The organism is Tepidicella baoligensis, assembly GCF_013432195.1.
GTDB classification, from domain to species: domain Bacteria; phylum Pseudomonadota; class Gammaproteobacteria; order Burkholderiales; family Burkholderiaceae_C; genus Tepidicella; species Tepidicella baoligensis.
This window is the reverse complement of record NZ_JACCDB010000006.1, coordinates 47,372-64,447: the sequence shown is the minus strand read 5'-3', so window position 1 is coordinate 64,447 and position 17,076 is coordinate 47,372. Positions and strand designations below refer to the sequence as shown.

Below are 17,076 nucleotides of genomic sequence, written 5' to 3'. Positions count from 1 at the left end.
TCAATGCGCCGACTGCCCCCAGGTAGCCCCAGGCTTGACCCGGCGCAACAACGCCAGCATCTCGGTTTGAATGCGCTGCAGCGCCTGCGGCGTCTGCCCTTCGAAACGCAGCACCAGCACGGGGGTGGTGTTGGACGCGCGGATCAGGCCGAAGCCATCCGGCCAGTCCACGCGCAGGCCGTCGATGGTGTTGACCTCGGCAGGCGCCTCGAAGCGGGCGATCGCCTGCAACTCGGCCACCAGGCGGTGCGGCTCCCCTTCGGCGCAGGCCACGTTCAGTTCGGGGGTGGAATGGCTGGTGGGCAAGGCCTCGAGCACGCCTGCAGGGTCGGCATGGCGGCTCAGAATCTCCAGCAGGCGCGCGCCGGCATAGGTGCCGTCGTCGAAGCCGAACCAGCGTTCCTTGAAAAAGATGTGGCCGCTCATCTCACCACCCAGCGGGGATTGCACCTCTTTCATTTGGGCCTTGATGAGCGAATGCCCCGTCTTGTGCATCAGGGGCACGCCGCCTGCGGCGCGGATCGCCGGGGCCAGGCGCTGGCTGCATTTGACGTCGAACACGATGGTGCCGCCGGGCACGCGAGTGAGCACGTCCTGGGCAAAGAGCAGCAATTGGCGATCCGGGTAGATGGTCTGCCCGCTCGGCGTGACGATGCCGAGCCGGTCGCCGTCGCCATCGAAGGCCAAGCCCAGGTCGGCGCCGCTGGCCTGCAGGGTCCGGACCAGATCCTGCACATTCTCGGGCTTGGAGGGATCGGGGTGGTGGTTGGGGAAGTGACCATCCACCTCGCTGAACAGCTCGATGACTTCGCAACCCAAGGCGCGAAAGAGCTGAGGGGCTGAGGCACCGGCCACCCCGTTGCCGCTGTCCACCACGATGCGCAGCGGCCGTTGCAGCTTCACGTCGCCCACGATGCGGGCGGTGTAGTCGGCGAGCACATCCAGCCGGCGGACCTGCCCCTGACGTGCGGCGGGAGCAGGTCCGGCCTCCATGTCGCGCCGCAGGGCCTGGATGTCTTCGCCATAAATGGCCTTGCCGGCCAGCACCATCTTGAAGCCGTTGTGGTGCTTCGGATTGTGGCTGCCGGTGACCTGAATGCCGCTGCGGCACAGCGTGTGGGCCGCGAAGTAGAGCATGGGGGTGGTCACCATGCCCACGTCGATCACATCGACCCCCGATTGGGCCAAGCCTTCGATCAAGGCGGCCGAAAGTTCAGGACTGCTGAGCCGACCGTCACGCCCCACGGCCACGGTGGATTCGCCCAAGGCGAGCGCCCGGGCGCCGAAAGCGCCCCCCAGGGCATGGGCAAATGCCGGGTTGAGGACATCGGGTACCACACCCCGTATGTCGTAGGCTTTGAAGGCGCTGGCTGGAAACGTGACGGCTTCGGTCATAGGGTTCACAATGTGCGATGGGCCACATTGTAGGAGCTCCGATCATGACGTTCGCCTCTGACGATCCGATCCAGACCACCGAATGGGACAGCCCGCTGGGGCGCTTGCTGCTCACACGTCAGGGCCACGATTTGTTGGGGGTGTGGTTCAGCGATCAGGCAAACATCCCGACGTGGGCTTCGGATGCCCCCCGAGTACCGGCCGATGGCGTGCTGGCCGAGGCGGTGCGCCAACTGGGGCGCTATTTCGCCGGGCGACAGACATCTTTTGACCTGCCGTTGCGCTTGCATGGTGGCACACCTTTTCAGCGATCCGTCTGGCGGGCCCTGCTGGCCATCCCATACGGCCAGACCACCAGCTATGCGGCCGTTGCACAATCCATCGGAAGGCCAGGGGCGATGCGCGCCACCGGAAGCGCGATCGGACGCAACCCGCTGGGCATCGTCATCCCCTGTCACCGGGTGGTTGGCCGCCAGGGGGCACTCACCGGTTACACCGGGGGGCTGGCGCGCAAGCGGGCCCTGCTGGCCCTGGAGGCGAGGCACGCTTGAGCCCCACCGGAGGCGGCGGCTGGCCCAAAGGCGTCAGGGCTCCTCAGGGCCAAGCATGGAGCCGCCAGCCTGAACCGCTTCCTTCAGCTTCGGGCTGGCATGGAAGGTCACCACCCGGCGGGCCTCGATGGCCACCGGCTCGCCGGTGCGCGGGTTGCGCCCAGGCCGCGGCGCCTTGGTACGAATGTGAAAGTTGCCAAAGCCCGACAGTTTCACATCTTCGCCTCGGATCAGGCTCTGGCTGATGACCTCGAAAAACGCATCGACGATGTCTTTGGATTCGCGCTTGTTGAAGCCGATTTGCTCATAAAGCATTTCCGCGAGCTGCGCCTTGGTCAAAGCGCCGCTCTCCAGATCTACCGGGGTGCCGCTGGCGGTTGTGAGTCGATCGCTCATGCTCGAATCTCCTGCTGGCGTAGATTAACGCAATCGCGCCTGCACGCGCTCGGCCAGGGAGGCCAGCACCGCCTTGACGACGCCGTCGATCTCTTCGTCGGTGAGGTTGGCGTCGCCGCGCTCCAGCGTGAGGCGCACGGCCAGGCTCTTTTCATCCGCGGCCAGACCGGCCGATTCCGCACCCTTCTTGGGGCGATAGACATCGAACAACGTCGCCTGCTTGAGCCAGCCATGGGTGGCGGCGGCATGCACGGCGGCCATCAGGGCCGCGTGGGTCACGCCCTCTTTCACCACCACCGCAATGTCACGCTCCACCGGCTGGTGGCGCGTCACCGGTCGCGCCACGGGCACCGGCCGCTCCAGCACGGCGGGCAAATCCAACTCGAACATCACCGGGGCCTGCTGCCAGCCTTCCAGTTGGCGCCAACGGGGGTGGAGTTCTCCCACGAAACCGATGGGTTCGCCGTCCAGCCACACGCGGGCGCAACGACCGGGATGCATCGCGGGGTGAGCGGCGGACTCGAAAGTCGGTACCCGCGGGGCCAGCAGGGCCTCCACGTCGCCTTTCACATCATAGAAGTCCACCGCTCGCGCAGGCAGCCCCCACTGCAGGCTGGCATCGTCGCCATAAGCCAGGCCAGCCACGCGCATGGGTTGCGCAAAACCGGCCACGGTGGTGTCGCTGTCGGCCACCGTAGCGTCTTTGATGAACACCCGGCCCAGCTCGAACACGCGCACCCGGTGCGCCTTGCGGTCGGTGTTGAACTTGAGCACGGCCAGCAGGCTGCCCAACAGCGACGAACGCATCACGTTCATCTGGCTGGCGATGGGGTTGAGCAGACGGATCGGGTCGGCATTGCCCGCGTAATCGCGCTCCCAACGCTCTTCCACGAAGCTGTAGTTGATGGTCTCCTGGTAGCCGAGTTGCGCCAGCTGGCGGCGCAGCTGGAACGGCGCGCGGCGGCTCTCGGGGCGGATCTTGGCCGTCACCGGCGCCAGCGGTGGGGTGTGCGGCAGGTGGTCATAGCCGATGACGCGCGCCACCTCTTCGATCAGGTCCTCCTCGATCTGCAGGTCGAAACGGAAAGACGGCGGCGTGACGGTGACTGTGCCATCGCCTTCGCTCACGGGCAGGCTGAGGCGACGCAGCGCGTCGGCACACTGCTGCTGCGTGACCGGCATGCCGATGACCTTGGCCGCACGCGCCACCCGCAGCGTCACCGGTTTGGACTCGGGCATGTGGACGATGTGATCGTCGATGGGGCCAGCCTGGCCGCCGCAGATTTGCAGGATGAGGTCGGTGATGCGCTCGACGTGTTCGACGGTGAGCTGCGGATCGACACCACGTTCGAAACGGTGGCCCGCGTCGGTGCTGAAGTTGTAGCGGCGCGAACGGCCTGCAATCGCCTTGGGCCACCAGAACGCCGCTTCCACGAAGACGTTGCGCGTCTCGTCGCCCACGGACGTGGCGTCACCACCCATGATGCCGGCGAGCGATTCGACCGCTTGGTCGTCGGCGATGACGCCCACCGTTTCGTCCACCGTGACGGTGTTGCCATTGAGCAGCTTGAGCTGTTCACCGGCTTTGCCCCAGCGCACCTGCAAGCCACCGTGGATCTTGTCCAGGTCGAAGATGTGCGAAGGACGGCCCAGCTCGAACATCACGTAGTTGGAGATGTCCACCAGCGCCGACACGCTGCGCTGGCCACAGCGGGCCAGGCGCTCCACCATCCAGGCGGGCGTTGGTGCCTGCGGGTTGATGCCGCGCACGATGCGCCCGGTGAAGCGGCCGCACAAGTCGGGGGCCAGCACCTTGACGGGCAACTTGTCGGTGTGTGCGGCGGGAACCCTGGGGAAGACGGGCTCGTTCAGCGGTGCACCCGTCAAGGCAGCCAGCTCACGCGCAATGCCATACACACTCAGGCAGTGCGCCAGGTTGGGCGTGAGCTTGAGGGTGAACAGGCGGTCGTCGAGCTTGAGGTGCTCGCGGACATCCTGCCCCACCGGCGCATCGGCCGCCAATTCCAGCAGGCCAGCATGGTCGTCCGAAAGGCCGAGTTCGCGGGCCGAGCACAGCATGCCAAAGCTCTCGACGCCGCGCAGCTTGCCCACCTGGATCTGGAAAGGCTTGCCGTCTTCGCCAGGCGGCAGTTCGGCCCCCACCAAGGCACACGGCACCTTGATGCCGACACGGGCGTTCGGTGCGCCGCAGACGATCTGCAGCAGTTCGCCCGTGCCAGCATCCACCTTGCACACGCGCAGGCGGTCGGCGTTGGGGTGCTGCTCGGCTTGCACAATGGCGCCCACCACGATCTTGGAAAACGGGGGTGCCACGGGCACGCACGCCTCCACCTCCAGACCAGCCATGGTCAGGGTGTCGGCCAACTGCTGGCTGGTCAGGGGCGGGTTGCAGAATTCACGCAGCCAGGACTCGGGGAATTGCATGTTTCAGACTCTCGGAATGCGTTGGCAGATCAGCGAAACTGGCTCAGGAAGCGGATGTCGCCGTCGAAGAACAGGCGCAGGTCGTTGACGCCATAGCGCAGCATGGTCAGGCGATCGGGGCCCATGCCGAAGGCAAAGCCAATGTATTTCTCGGGGTCCAGCCCCATGTTGCGCACCACGTTCGGGTGCACCTGGCCGCTGCCCGCCACCTCCAGCCAGCGGCCCGCCAGCGGGCCCGTCTGGAACTGGATATCGATCTCGGCGCTGGGCTCGGTGAAAGGGAAGAAGCTGGGGCGAAAGCGCAGCACCAGGTCGTCCGACTCGAAGAAGGTGCGGCAGAAATCGGTGAACACGAACTTCAGGTCCTTGAAGCTCACGTTTTCGCCAATCCACAGGCCTTCGCACTGGTGAAACATGGGCGAGTGGGTGGCATCGCTGTCCACCCGGTAGGTGCGGCCCGGCGCGATGACGCGGATCTCGGGCATGTCACCACTGAACAGGCCGTCGGCTGGAGCGCCCGCCAGCGCCTTGTAACGTTTGACGTGTTGCACCGCATGGCGGATCTGCATGGGGCTGGTGTGCGTGCGCAGCAGATTGGGCGCTTTTTCGCTGCCCCCTTCCACGTAGAAAGTGTCGTGCATGGAGCGCGCCGGGTGGTCTTCGGGCGTGTTGAGCGCGGTGAAGTTGAACCAGTCGGACTCGATCTCAGGGCCGTCGGCCACCTCGAAACCCATGGAGCCGAAAATCGCCTCGATGCGCTCCATCGTCAGGCTCACGGGGTGCAGACCGCCTGTGCCACGCTGGCGGCCAGGCAGGGTCACGTCCAGCGCTTCGGCGTGCAACTGGCGCTGCAGTTCCGCCTCGGCCAACTCATGGCGGCGCTCGTTCAGCGCTGCCTCGATCGCTTGTTTGGCCACGTTGATGGCCGCGCCCCGGGTCTTCTTCTCCTCCACGCTGAGGGCGGCCATGCCTTTCATCAGCTCGGTCATGCGGCCGCTCTTGCCCAAAAACTGGGCTTTGGCGTTTTCCAGATCGGCGGGGGTGGCGGCCCGCGCGAACAGTTCGCGCGCAGACTGCACCAGGGCATCGAGGTCGTTCATCTCACGGTCCACAAGGGAAAATGAAAAAGGGCCAGTGCCGTACAGCGCTGGCCCCTCAAGCCGGGTATTTTCGCTCAGAAAAACCCGTCGTCCATCAAGCCGCCAGCTTGGCCTTGACCTGCTCGACAATGCTGCTGAAAGCGGCTTTGTCGTTCACGGCCAGATCGGCCAGGACCTTGCGGTCGATTTCGATGGCGGCTTTCTTCAGGCCGTTGGCGAACTGGCTGTAGGTCAGGCCCAGTTCACGCACACCGGCGTTGATACGCGCGATCCACAGCTGGCGGAACACGCGCTTGCGGGTGCGACGGTCGCGGTAGGCGTACTGGCCCGCCTTCATCACCGCCTGCTTGGCGACGCGGAAGACATTGCCGCGGCGGCCACGGAAACCCTTGGCCAGCTTCAGAACTTTTTTGTGACGGGCACGTGCGGTGACACCACGTTTGACGCGAGGCATAGCTTACTCCTTGTTCGTCGCGTTGAATTACAGGCCGGCAAAGGGCAGCATCTGCGCCATGTGACCCATGTTGGTCTCATGCACATTCACCGCACCGCGCAACTGGCGCTTGTTCTTGGTGGTCTTCTTGGTCAGGATGTGACGCTTGAAGGCTTGACCGCGCTTGACGGTGCCACCGGGACGAACGCGAAAACGCTTTTTCGCACTGCTCTTGGTCTTCATTTTGGGCATGACATGCTCCTTATGGTTTGTGCTCGCGAGGCGCCGTGAAACCCATCACGGTCTTGTTGGCCCCGAGCCACTTGGGGCAATGCGGGTGACCGACCCGCACCGCCCTGATACCAGCGAACCTCAGGCTCCCTGGCTGACCGCCGCCGTTTCCGACGCCGGCTTGCCGCCCCCGGCCTTCTTACGGCCGGGCGCGATCATCATGATCATCTGGCGACCTTCGAGCTTGGGGAACTGCTCCACCACGATCGAGTCACCGAGTTCGTCGCGTATGCGCTGCAACAAAGCCAAGCCCAGCTCCTGGTGCGTGATTTCACGGCCCCGGAACCGCAGGGTCACCTTGCATTTGTCGCCATCTTCGAGGAAGCGGCGAATGTTGCGCATCTTGATCTGGTAATCGCCCTCGTCGGTACCGGGGCGGAACTTGACTTCCTTGACCTCGATGACCTTTTGCTTGGCTTTGGCCTCCGCCGCTTTTTTCTGCTCTGCGTACTTGAACTTGCCGTAGTCGATGAGGCGGCACACCGGCGGCTTGGCCATCGCGGCAATTTCGACCAGATCGACATCGAGGTCGCCGGCCATGCGCAAGGCCTCCTGGATGCTGACGATGCCGATGGCTTCGCCGTCGGGTCCCATCAAACGCACTTCAGGAGCGTTGATTTCACGGTTGAGTCGATGGGCGCGTTCCTCCCGATGACGGCGGTCGCGGAAATTCGGGGCAGAGGTAGCGATGGTGAAATCCTTTATTCAAACACGCTGACGAGCAGCACAACCACAAAAACAGCCTCGACGCTCATGAAACCCGGGCGTGAATGTCAGCACGCAGGCGCTGAATGAATTCGTCAAGGGATAGCATGCCGAGGTCTTTGTTGCCGCGCGCACGCACGGCAACGGACCCGGCCGCCTTCTCCTTGTCGCCCACGACGAGGATGTAAGGCAGCTTTTGCAGCGAAAACTCCCGGATTTTATATGTGATTTTTTCGTTGCGCAAATCCAATGCCACCCTAAAGCCTTGATTTTCCAGTGTTTTGGCAATTTCGCGACAGTATTCGGCCTGTGCATCGGTGATGTTGAGCACCGCCACCTGCAGCGGAGCCAACCACGTGGGCAGCGCGCCGGCATGCTGCTCGATCAGGATGCCGATGAATCGCTCCATGCTGCCAACGATGGCGCGGTGCAGGATGACGGGGCGCTGGCGGCTGCCGTCTTCGGCCACGTATTCGGCGTCGAGCCGTTCGGCCAGGTTGAAGTCCACCTGAATGGTGCCGCACTGCCATTCGCGGCCAATGGCATCACGCAGGGTGTATTCGATCTTCGGCCCGTAGAAGGCGCCGTCGCCCTCGGAAACCACGAACTCGCAGCCGGCATGGCGCAGGCTGTCCATGAGCGCTTTTTCGGCCTTGTCCCACAGCTCGTCCGAACCGATGCGCGCGGCCGGGCGGGTGGAGACCTTGTAGAGGATGTCGCTGAAGCCGAAGTCGGCGTACACCTTTTTGAGCACCTGGGTGAAGGTGTCGCACTCGGCCAGGATCTGGTCTTCGGTGCAGAAGATGTGGCCATCGTCCTGCGTGAAGCCGCGCACGCGCATGATGCCGTGCAAGCCGCCCGAGGGCTCGTTGCGGTGGCACTGGCCGAATTCGCCGTAGCGCAGCGGCAGGTCGCGGTAGCTCTTGATGCCCTGCTTGAAGATGAGGATGTGGCCCGGGCAGTTCATCGGCTTGAGCGCGTAGTCGCGCTTTTCCGATTCGGTGGTGAACATGTTCTCCCGGTACTTGTCCCAGTGGCCGGTTTTTTCCCACAGCGTCTTGTCCAGGATCTGCGGCCCCTTGACTTCCTGGTAGCCGTTTTCCCGGTAAACCCGGCGCATGTATTGCTCCACCTCCTGCCACAGCGTCCAGCCCTTGGGGTGCCAGAACACCAGCCCGGGCGCGTGGTCGTCGATGTGGAACAGGTCCAGCTCTCGACCGAGCTTGCGGTGATCCCGCCTCTCGGCCTCTTCGAGCATGGTGAGGTAGTTCTGCAGATCGTCCTTGGTGGCCCAGGCCGTGCCATAGATGCGCTGCAACATCTCGTTGCGGTGGTCGCCGCGCCAGTAAGCACCGGCCACCTTCATGAGCTTGAAGTGCTTGAGCTTGCCGGTGCTGGGCACATGGGGCCCTCGGCACAGGTCCTCGAAGCGGCCCTCTCGATACAGGCTGACCTCCTCCCCTGCAGGAATGCTGCTGATGATCTCGGCCTTGTAGTGCTCGCCCAGCCCCTTGAAGTAAGCGACTGCCTCGTCGCGTGGCAGCACACGGCGGACCACGGGCTCGTCCTTCGCAGCCAGTTCGGCCATTTTTTTCTCGATGGCGACCAGGTCTTCGGGCGTGAAGGGGCGCTTGTAGGAAAAATCGTAATAGAAGCCGTTGTCGATCACCGGACCGATGGTGACCTGTGCATCCGGAAACAGCTCCTTGACAGCGTAGGCCAAGAGGTGGGCGGTGGAGTGGCGAATCATCTCCAGGCCTTCGGGGTCCTTGGCGGTGACAATGGCCAAGCTGGCATCCCGCTCGATGGTGTAGGACGTATCCACCAGCTGGCCGTCGACCTTGCCGCCCAGAGCGGCTTTGGCCAGACCGGTCCCAATCGAAGCCGCCACTTCGGCCACTGTGACCGGGCCGGGGAATTGGCGCAGGGAACCGTCGGGGAGCGTGATGTTGAGCATGGGCAGAACCAAAAAAACGAAACGCGGCTCGGGGCCGCGTCAGCCATTTTCCCACAAAAAAGCCCGGGACGGGCCCGGGCTGCATGCGTCCCCCTGCCGGGGGTGGCAGATCAGTGGAACTGCTCTTCCTCGGTCGAGCCAGCCAGCGCTTTCACGCTGGAAGAGCCACCTTGGATCACGGTGGTCACGTCGTCGAAGTAGCCAGCGCCCACCTCCTGCTGGTGCGACACGAAGGTGTAACCCAGTTCACGTGCCTTGAATTCTGGCTCCTGCACCATTTCCACATAGTGCTTCATGCCTTCGCCGCGGGCGTAAGCGTGAGCGAACTTGAAGGTGTTGAACCAGTTGACGTGGATGCCGGCCAGGGTGATGAACTGGTACTTGTAGCCCAGCGCAGAGAGCTCGTCCTGGAACTTGGCGATGGTGACATCGTCCAGGTTCTTCTTCCAGTTGAAGGACGGCGAGCAGTTGTAGGACAGCAGCTTGCCGGGGCAGGCGGCATGCACGGCCTGAGCGAATTCGCGGGCAAAGCCCAGGTCCGGCGTACCGGTTTCGCACCACACCAGGTCCGCATACGGGGCGTAGGAAACGCCGCGGCTGATGGCCTGCTCCAGACCGTTCTTGACGCGATAGAAGCCTTCCTGAGTGCGCTCACCCGTGAGGAAGGGCTTGTCGCGGCTGTCGTGGTCGGAGGTGAGCAGGTTGGCGGCTTCGGCGTCGGTACGGGCCAGGATCAGGGTGGGCACGCCCATCACGTCGGCGGCGAAGCGAGCGGCGATCAGCTTCTCGATGGCTTCCTGGGTCGGCACCAGCACCTTGCCACCCATGTGGCCGCACTTCTTGACGGCAGCCAGCTGGTCTTCGAAGTGCACACCTGCGGCGCCGGCGGCGATCATGTTCTTCATCAGCTCGAAGGCGTTCAGCACGCCGCCGAAACCGGCTTCGGCATCGGCCACGATCGGCAGGAAGTAGTCGATGTAGCCCTCATCGCCCGGGCCGATGCCGCGGCTCCACTGGATTTCGTCGGCACGCTTGAAGGTGTTGTTGATGCGGCGCACCATGGTCGGCACCGAGTCATAGGCATACAGCGACTGGTCCGGATACATGGTTTCGGAGGTGTTGCCGTCGGCGGCCACTTGCCAGCCCGACAGATACACGGCCTCCAGGCCCGCCTTGGCCTGCTGCATGGCCTGGCCAGCGGTGATGGCGCCGAAGGCATTCACATAGCCCTTCTTGGCGCCGCCGTTGATCTTCTCCCACAATTTACGGGCACCGTTCTGGGCGTAGGTGTACTCGGGCTGCACACTGCCGCGCAGACGCACCACGTCGGCAGCGGTGTAGCCGCGCTTGACGCCTTTCCAGCGGGGGTTGTTGGCCCAGTCTTTTTCCAGCGCTTCGATCTGCTGCTGGCGGCTCAGTTGCGGGTTGATGGCGGATGACATGACGCTCTCCTGAAGGTTGAAAACAAACCGGTGCGGCCCGGTGCGTTGGTTCAGCATGCAATCCCGGTGCCGTTGGAACTGAGTTTAGTCTTCTATAAGACCAAAAAACAATCTTATGTCTTATAGAAGACATTTTTTTATTCTTTGAATATCAATGACTTACAAAGTATATCCCGCATAGTAGAAATTTTTCTTTCGTGATGAAAAATTTTTTTGCATTGCAGCATTTTATTTTCCACATTAAGAAATTTTATTTCTGCAATATGAAATGAGGCTGGGCCCAGCACTGGGTGGTTGGACAAGGCTGACGCTGGTTTTTTGGCATGATCGAACCTGCACGGAGCCCTCTGCATGAATCCGTCCCCGACACCTTGGACTGCTTACGGCGCGCTCGCCCTCAGCATGGCGCTGGTGGGCAGCTACGTGGCCCTGTCCAAACCACTCGTGGCGGCCATGCCGGTCTTTTTGTTGGCTTGGCTGCGGTTCGGAATCGGTGCGGCTGCCATGGCGCACTGGCTGCGCAAGCCTGCTGAAGAAGGGCCGTTGGATGTTCGCACGCGCATGCTGCTGTTCGCCGAATCCTTTTTCGGTAATTTCCTGTTTTCGATCTGCATGCTCTGGGGCGTCAGCCTCACCACGGCCAGTGCGGCGGGGGTGATTCTGTCGTCCATTCCGGCCGTGGTCGCGTTGCTGAGCTGGGTATTTCTGCGCGAATCGATCTCGGCGCGGCTGTGGCTGGCGATCGGACTCGCGTTCCTCGGCATCGGCCTGTTTTCCCTGGATAAAGCGGGAGCGCCCGCCCCCGGACCGGGCCACACCTGGTGGGGCATCCCGCTGCCGCTCATCGGCAATGCCCTGGTGTTGGCGGCCGTGGTGTGTGAGGCATCCTATGTGGTGATGGGCAAACGGCTGGCTGGTTGCATGAGTCCCCGGCGCATTTCGGCACTGATCAACCTCTGGGGACTGGCGCTGATGACCCCATTCGGCCTGTGGGCCGCCCGGAGTTTCGATTTTTCGACACTGCACCTGGAGCTGTGGGGATTGCTCGTCTTCTATGCGCTGGCAGCCAGCGTGTGGACCGTGTGGCTATGGATGGCCGGCCTGAAGAAAGTACCGGCCAGCCAGGCTGGCGTGTTCACGGTGATGCTGCCCCTGAGCGCCACCGCCATCGGCGTGCTGTTCCTGGGCGAACGGCTCACGCCTACCCAATGGCTCGCTTTCGGGCTCGCGCTGGCGGGTCTGGTGGTGGCAACGGCGCCCCGCCTCAGGCGCACCACAAACCGGTTGGGTGGGTGATGCCCATCCACAACGCCCAGCCCGACAGGAGCACCAGCGCCAGTCCCGCCAGGCGGATACCCCAACCACCGGAGCGGACATCCTTGAGCTTGAGCAACAACCAGGGGGCTGCCGTCAGCGACACCATGGTGCCGGCAGCGAACGCCGCCATGATCGCGGCGCCGTTGAGCGCGCTGGCCGACAGCGAGGCCACGAGCAGCGCGGAATACAGCAAACCACAGGGCATCAGCGCCCAACCCGCCCCCAGCACCAGCGGCGCCCGTGGCCCGAGCGCAGCCATGACCGGCCGCGCCTTGCGCCAGAGTCCTTGTGCCCATGCATCGATGAAGGCCGGCTGGCGGGCCTGCCAGAGCAAGGCCAAGCCCAGCACCAGGGCCGCCACATGCATCAGCGTCCACAGCGGGCGAATGACGGCCGTCTGTTGGCCCATCCAGGCCAGCCCCTGCACGGTGCCGCCAGCCAGCGCGCCCAGCAGGCTGTAGCCCGCCAAACGGCTGAACTGAAACACCCACAACGCGCGGGTGCTGTGGGGAGCCGCCCCACGGGCAATGCCGGCGCAGGCGGCCCCGCACATCGCCACGCAATGGGGGCCACCGACCAGCCCCATCAGCAGGGCCGAGACCATCATGGATTCCAGCATGGAGGGACTGTATCAGGCGCGAGGCCGATCAGATGATCTTGGAAAAACGCGCCCGGTCCTGGTCGAGCTGCAGGTATTTGTCAAACACCATGGCAATGGCGCGCACCAAATACCACCCGGCGGGCGTGACCTCGATGCAGGTATCGGTGATGCGCAGCAGGCCCAGGGTTTCGAAGTCGTGCAAGTGCTCCAGTTCGCGGGCGAAGTAGCTCTTGAAGTCGATCAGGTGCGCCAGCCCCACGGATTCGAAATCCACCACGCCTTGGCACATGATGGCCATGATCACCGAACGGCGCAGCACATCGTCCCGGCTCAGGGCCAGCCCGCGCACGATGGGCAGGCGCCCCTGGTCGAGGGCGTCGTAATATTCCTCCAGCGTTTTGGCGTTCTGGCTGTAAGTGGCACCGATGCGGCCGATGGCCGACACCCCCAGGGCAATCAGGTCGCAGTCGGGCTGGGTGCTGTAACCCTGGAAATTGCGGTGCAACCGCCCCTGACGCTTGGCCACGGCCAGGGCGTCGTTGGGCAGAGCGAAATGGTCCATGCCCACGTACACATAGCCCGCCTCGCTGAAGGTGTCGAGCGACGCGGACAACATGGCCAGTTTGTCGGCGGGGCTGGGCAGTTCCGCCGAAACGATGCGGCGCTGCGGCTTGAACCGCGCCGGCAGGTGGGCGTAGGCATACAAGGCGATGCGGTCGGGGCGCAGCGTCTTGACCTGATCCAGCGTGTGGCGAAACGATTCGGGCGTTTGCTGCGGCAAGCCATAGATCAGGTCTACGTTCACCGACTCGAAGCCGATGTGACGCGAAGCCTCCACCAAACGGAACACCTGTTTGGCGGGCTGAATGCGGTGAACAGCCTTCTGTACCGTCGGATCGAAATCCTGGACGCCAAAGCTCAGGCGGTTGAAGCCCAGCCTGTGCAGGTGCTGCAACCGCTCTTCGGTCACGGTGCGCGGATCGACCTCGATGGAATACTCTCCCCCCGGCACCAGCGTGAACTGGCGGCGCAGCATGGACACCAGATCTTCCAGTTCGGCGTCGCTCAGAAACGTAGGGGTGCCCCCGCCCAAGTGCATTTGAGACACATGATGCCCTCGGCCACCGTACTGAACCTGCAGCTCCAGCTCGTGCGCGAGATAGCGCAGGTATTCCGCGGCCTTGCCGTGGTGCTTGGTGATGACCTTGTTGCAGGCGCAGTAGTAACACAGTGATGCACAGAAAGGGATGTGCACATAGACCGACAACGGCAGTGCCAGCGAGCCCGCCCGACGCTGCTCCAGTGCCTGGATATAGTCGCGCTCTCCAAACGCCTCCACGAAGCGATCCGCCGTCGGGTAGGACGTATAGCGCGGCCCCGGCACGTCGAACCGCTGCAGCAACCCTTCATCGATCACATGTTTCACGAACCGTTCTCCAATTTTCCGTGAATGTGCCTCAATTTGCCTCGCATCCCATTGACATGAGTCAAACAACGGCGCCATCCGTCACGTTGCGGGTTTATGATTGGCGCGTGGGCCATGGGTGGCCCACTGGGTTATCACCGTCATGGATATCGAAAGCATCAAAGTCGCCTGTTCCAGTTGCAACCTGCGCGAGCTGTGCCTGCCGCTGGGCCTCAACGCGGACGAAATGCAGCAGTTGGACCATGTCGTCTCGTCCCGCCGCCGGGTGAAGCGGGGCAGCGCCTTGTTCAATGCAGGCGATCCATTCACCTCACTCTACGCCGTCCGCTCGGGATTTTTCAAAACCAGCGTCACCACCGCCGATGGCCGGGATCAGGTCACGGGCTTCCAGATGGCCGGAGAAATCATTGGCCTGGACGGTATCGTGCATGACAAGCACGCCTGCGCCGCCATCGCGCTCGAAGACGCCGAGGTGTGCGTGCTGCCCTTCGACCGGCTGGAGCAGCTCTCACGCGAATTCAGCACCTTGCAGCACCATGTCCACAAAATCATGAGCCGGGAAATCGTGCGCGACCACGGCGTCATGCTGCTGCTGGGCAGCATGCGGGCCGAGGAACGGCTCGCCGCCTTCCTGCTCAACCTGGTGCAGCGGCTGCACGCGCGCGGCTTTTCGCAATCGGAACTGATCCTGCGCATGACACGTGAAGAAATCGGCAGCTACCTGGGCATGAAGCTGGAAACCGTCAGCCGCACGTTTTCCCGCTTCATGGACGAAGGCATCATCGAAGTCAAGCAACGCTACGTGCACATCAAGAACACGCAAGCGCTGCAAATGCTCGTCAGCCCCCAATCGGGGGAGCCGGTGGCCCAACATCCCTGAGCCGCTGCCCCCACAGCCCGAGAACTAGGCCTTGGGTGGGCAGCGGGACGCACACTCCGCTGGACGCTGATCGGGTGGAACGGGGCAACGGTTGACCTCGAACGGCGACATCGCCAGCATGGTGGTCAGAAAGCTCGACACCATCGTGATCGCCCAGAACAGGAAGAAGGCGATGGTATAGACACCCAGGGCCGACATCTCCAGCGGCTGGCCGCGCCAATGCAGCTCACTGGGGTCCACGAAGGCGAACACCACCATTTCCAGAACCGCCGCCATCAAAAAGGCGGGCCAAGCTATCCACATCCATCGCTGTGCCATATGACCTCCGCTGTCATGGGTGCCGGCAAGCGGCGACTCAGTCCTTGGGGACTTCCGGGCTCACCACGTGGTTGCGCGCCTTGTTGGCTGGCGCCAGGCTCATTTCGAGGGCCGCGCGCTGTTCGGGCGTGAGCTTTTCAATCACCGCAGGGTCCGGTTGGATGACCGGTGGGGGTGTGCGGTCCAGCAGCGGATCGTTGGCCATGGCGTGCACGGAAATCACCGCGGCCGTGATGCTGCCCATCACTGCGGCGAGAGGCAGCCCGAGCACCAGCCACATATAGGGTTCGCGATACCAAGGAGCCGATTTGGCCGGAGACGGCGGGGAGGCCAGTCGCTGCGTCACGGTGTTCATGGTGGGATTCCTTTCTGGTGATGGCCCGGGGATCAGCGGGGAATGATGAAAACGGACTTTTCCGACACGCGGATCGAGGCGTCCTGGCGGGATGCGATCTGGAACTCGATGGGGTGAGAGCCCGAAGGTGCCGCATCCGGGGGCACCTGGACGGTGACCGCCACCGACCGAACCTCGGTAGGCCTGACATGCACCACGGCGTCGGAGACGATCTCGATGCCAGGCAAGCCCGCCACGGTGAGGTCATAGACCTGCTCCCTCTCGGTGGCGTTCATGATCTGCAGACGGTACACGTTTTCGATGCGGCCCATCTCGACCATACGGGCCAAGGCCCCGCGGTCACGGATCACATCCACTTTCAAGGGCGTGCGCAACCACAAGCTCGTGAACACCGCGACGGTAATGGCCAACAGGATCCCGCTGTAGACCAGCACCCGAGGCCGGAACACCCGCCGGATCATCTGCGCCGCGCTCCACCCCTGGGTCATCCCGTTTTGCGTGGAGTACTTGATGAGGCCGCGCGGATAGCCGACCTTGTCCATGACTTCGTCACAGACGTCGATACAAGCACCGCAACCGATGCATTCGTATTGCAGGCCGTTGCGAATATCGATTCCGGTGGGACACACTTGTACGCACAGCGTGCAGTCGACACAATCCCCCAAACCCAGGGCCGACGGATCGGCCTTGCGGGAGCGGGGCCCGCGGGGTTCGCCCCGGGCCTGATCGTAGGTGACGATCATGGTGTCCTTGTCGAACATGGCGCTCTGGAAACGCGCATACGGGCACATGTACTTGCACACCTGCTCGCGCAGGAAACCCGCATTCCCGTAGGTGGCGAAGCCGTAGAAGAAAATCCAGAACGTTTGCCACGGGCCCAGATCCCACCGGATCACGGCGGCCCCGAGTTCATGGATGGGCGTGAAATAGCCCACGAAGGTAAAGCCCGTCCAGAGCCCGAACGCCACCCAGATGGCGTGCTTGAGCCATTTCTTGCCGAACTTCCGCAATGACAGCGGCGATTGGTCCAGCCGCATGCGGGCCGAACGGTCGCCCTCGACCTGGCGTTCGATCCAGAGGTAGATTTCGGTATAGACGGTTTGTGGACAGGCATAGCCACACCACAGGCGTCCGGCCACGGCCGTGAACAGGAACAGGGCCAGCGCCGATATGACGAGCAGCCCTGTGAGATAGATGAAATCCTGCGGATACAGAACGAGCTGGAACAGGTAAAAGCGCCGGGCCTCCAGGTCGAACAGCACGGCCTGGCGTCCGTTCCATTCCAGCCAGGGCAGCCCGTAAAACACCAGCTGCGTGAGCCACACCAACCCCCAGCGCCACCTGCTGAACAAGCCGCTGACCGAGCGGGGATAGATCTTCTGCCGAGCCGCGTAAAGCGAAATCTCGATCTCTTCATCACCGGCCGGCTGGCCAGCCTTCTGGGTGTTGGTGCTCACGAGGCAA

General features: G+C 63.3%; 17 protein-coding genes. 3 read left to right on the top strand and 14 right to left on the bottom strand.

The features are described 5' to 3' along the window. On the bottom strand, positions 1–1,395 hold the full coding sequence (locus tag HZS63_RS08275) for a phosphomannomutase/phosphoglucomutase (RefSeq protein ID WP_180683582.1): 1,395 nt from the start codon (positions 1,393–1,395) through the stop codon (positions 1–3). A gap of 44 nt (positions 1,396–1,439) precedes the next feature. Between HZS63_RS08275 and HZS63_RS08270 the strand changes: the two genes are divergently transcribed. After that, a complete protein-coding gene (locus HZS63_RS08270) occupies positions 1,440–1,946 on the top strand; it encodes a methylated-DNA--[protein]-cysteine S-methyltransferase (protein WP_180683581.1) in 507 nt (168 codons plus the stop codon). A 33-nt stretch (positions 1,947–1,979) separates the two neighbouring features. On the opposite strand, the gene HZS63_RS08265 is transcribed toward HZS63_RS08270, so the two are convergent. The 8 genes from HZS63_RS08265 to aceA all read right to left on the bottom strand — a co-directional run bounded on the left by HZS63_RS08265 (position 1,980) and on the right by aceA (position 10,715). Next, positions 1,980–2,342 (bottom strand): integration host factor subunit alpha, encoded by a 363-nt coding sequence (locus HZS63_RS08265; RefSeq protein ID WP_180683580.1) that lies wholly within the window; start codon positions 2,340–2,342, stop codon positions 1,980–1,982. A gap of 24 nt (positions 2,343–2,366) precedes the next feature. After that, a complete protein-coding gene (pheT, locus tag HZS63_RS08260) occupies positions 2,367–4,787 on the bottom strand; it encodes a phenylalanine--tRNA ligase subunit beta (protein WP_180683579.1) in 2,421 nt (806 codons plus the stop codon). A 29-nt stretch (positions 4,788–4,816) separates the two neighbouring features. Beyond that, positions 4,817–5,887 (bottom strand): phenylalanine--tRNA ligase subunit alpha, encoded by a 1,071-nt coding sequence (gene pheS / locus HZS63_RS08255; protein WP_180683578.1) that lies wholly within the window; start codon positions 5,885–5,887, stop codon positions 4,817–4,819. 94 nt (positions 5,888–5,981) lie between these two features. Then, a complete protein-coding gene (gene rplT / locus HZS63_RS08250; RefSeq protein WP_180683577.1) occupies positions 5,982–6,341 on the bottom strand; it encodes a 50S ribosomal protein L20 in 360 nt (119 codons plus the stop codon). 27 nt (positions 6,342–6,368) lie between these two features. After that, positions 6,369–6,572 carry a 50S ribosomal protein L35 gene (gene rpmI, locus HZS63_RS08245; RefSeq protein WP_028601240.1) on the bottom strand — a complete coding sequence of 68 codons (204 nt, stop codon included), beginning with the start codon at positions 6,570–6,572 and terminating at the stop codon, positions 6,369–6,371. A gap of 120 nt (positions 6,573–6,692) precedes the next feature. Then, positions 6,693–7,301 carry a translation initiation factor IF-3 gene (gene infC, locus HZS63_RS08240; RefSeq protein WP_180683631.1) on the bottom strand — a complete coding sequence of 203 codons (609 nt, stop codon included), beginning with the start codon at positions 7,299–7,301 and terminating at the stop codon, positions 6,693–6,695. A gap of 61 nt (positions 7,302–7,362) precedes the next feature. Beyond that, positions 7,363–9,273, bottom strand: a complete 1,911-nt coding sequence (gene thrS / locus HZS63_RS08235) for a threonine--tRNA ligase (RefSeq protein ID WP_180683576.1) — start codon at positions 9,271–9,273, stop codon at positions 7,363–7,365. 110 nt (positions 9,274–9,383) lie between these two features. Next, complete coding sequence (gene aceA / locus HZS63_RS08230) at positions 9,384–10,715, bottom strand: isocitrate lyase (RefSeq protein WP_180683575.1); 1,332 nt, start codon at positions 10,713–10,715, stop codon at positions 9,384–9,386. A 351-nt stretch (positions 10,716–11,066) separates the two neighbouring features. Between aceA and HZS63_RS08225 the strand changes: the two genes are divergently transcribed. After that, complete coding sequence (locus tag HZS63_RS08225; RefSeq protein WP_180683574.1) at positions 11,067–12,011, top strand: DMT family transporter; 945 nt, start codon at positions 11,067–11,069, stop codon at positions 12,009–12,011. Here HZS63_RS08225 and HZS63_RS08220 read toward each other — a convergent pair. Together HZS63_RS08220 and hemN are read right to left on the bottom strand one after the other, a co-directional pair. Beyond that, positions 11,980–12,651, bottom strand: coding sequence for a sulfite exporter TauE/SafE family protein (locus tag HZS63_RS08220; protein ID WP_180683573.1), 672 nt, complete (start codon positions 12,649–12,651; stop codon positions 11,980–11,982). The two genes, HZS63_RS08225 and HZS63_RS08220, sit on opposite strands and share 32 nt — an antisense overlap. A gap of 28 nt (positions 12,652–12,679) precedes the next feature. Continuing rightward, entirely contained in the window at positions 12,680–14,059 is a 1,380-nt protein-coding gene (gene hemN / locus HZS63_RS08215) for an oxygen-independent coproporphyrinogen III oxidase (RefSeq protein WP_343039970.1), read from the bottom strand. 142 nt (positions 14,060–14,201) lie between these two features. Here hemN and fnr point away from each other — a divergent pair, with 142 nt between their 5' ends. Further along, on the top strand, positions 14,202–14,939 hold the full coding sequence (gene fnr / locus HZS63_RS08210; protein WP_180683571.1) for a fumarate/nitrate reduction transcriptional regulator Fnr: 738 nt from the start codon (positions 14,202–14,204) through the stop codon (positions 14,937–14,939). Between the two features lie 24 nt (positions 14,940–14,963). Here the strand turns inward: fnr and HZS63_RS08205 are convergent, their stop codons facing one another. From HZS63_RS08205 to ccoG, 3 genes are read right to left on the bottom strand one after another with little or no spacing between them, the layout of a single operon-like run. Continuing rightward, positions 14,964–15,257: a hypothetical protein gene (locus HZS63_RS08205; RefSeq protein WP_180683570.1), complete on the bottom strand. Its 294-nt coding sequence runs from the start codon at positions 15,255–15,257 to the stop codon at positions 14,964–14,966. A 37-nt stretch (positions 15,258–15,294) separates the two neighbouring features. Next, positions 15,295–15,612 (bottom strand): hypothetical protein, encoded by a 318-nt coding sequence (locus tag HZS63_RS08200; RefSeq protein WP_180683569.1) that lies wholly within the window; start codon positions 15,610–15,612, stop codon positions 15,295–15,297. A gap of 32 nt (positions 15,613–15,644) precedes the next feature. Next, positions 15,645–17,069 carry a cytochrome c oxidase accessory protein CcoG gene (gene ccoG, locus HZS63_RS08195; RefSeq protein ID WP_180683568.1) on the bottom strand — a complete coding sequence of 475 codons (1,425 nt, stop codon included), beginning with the start codon at positions 17,067–17,069 and terminating at the stop codon, positions 15,645–15,647. Positions 17,070–17,076: the final 7 nt, after the last annotated feature.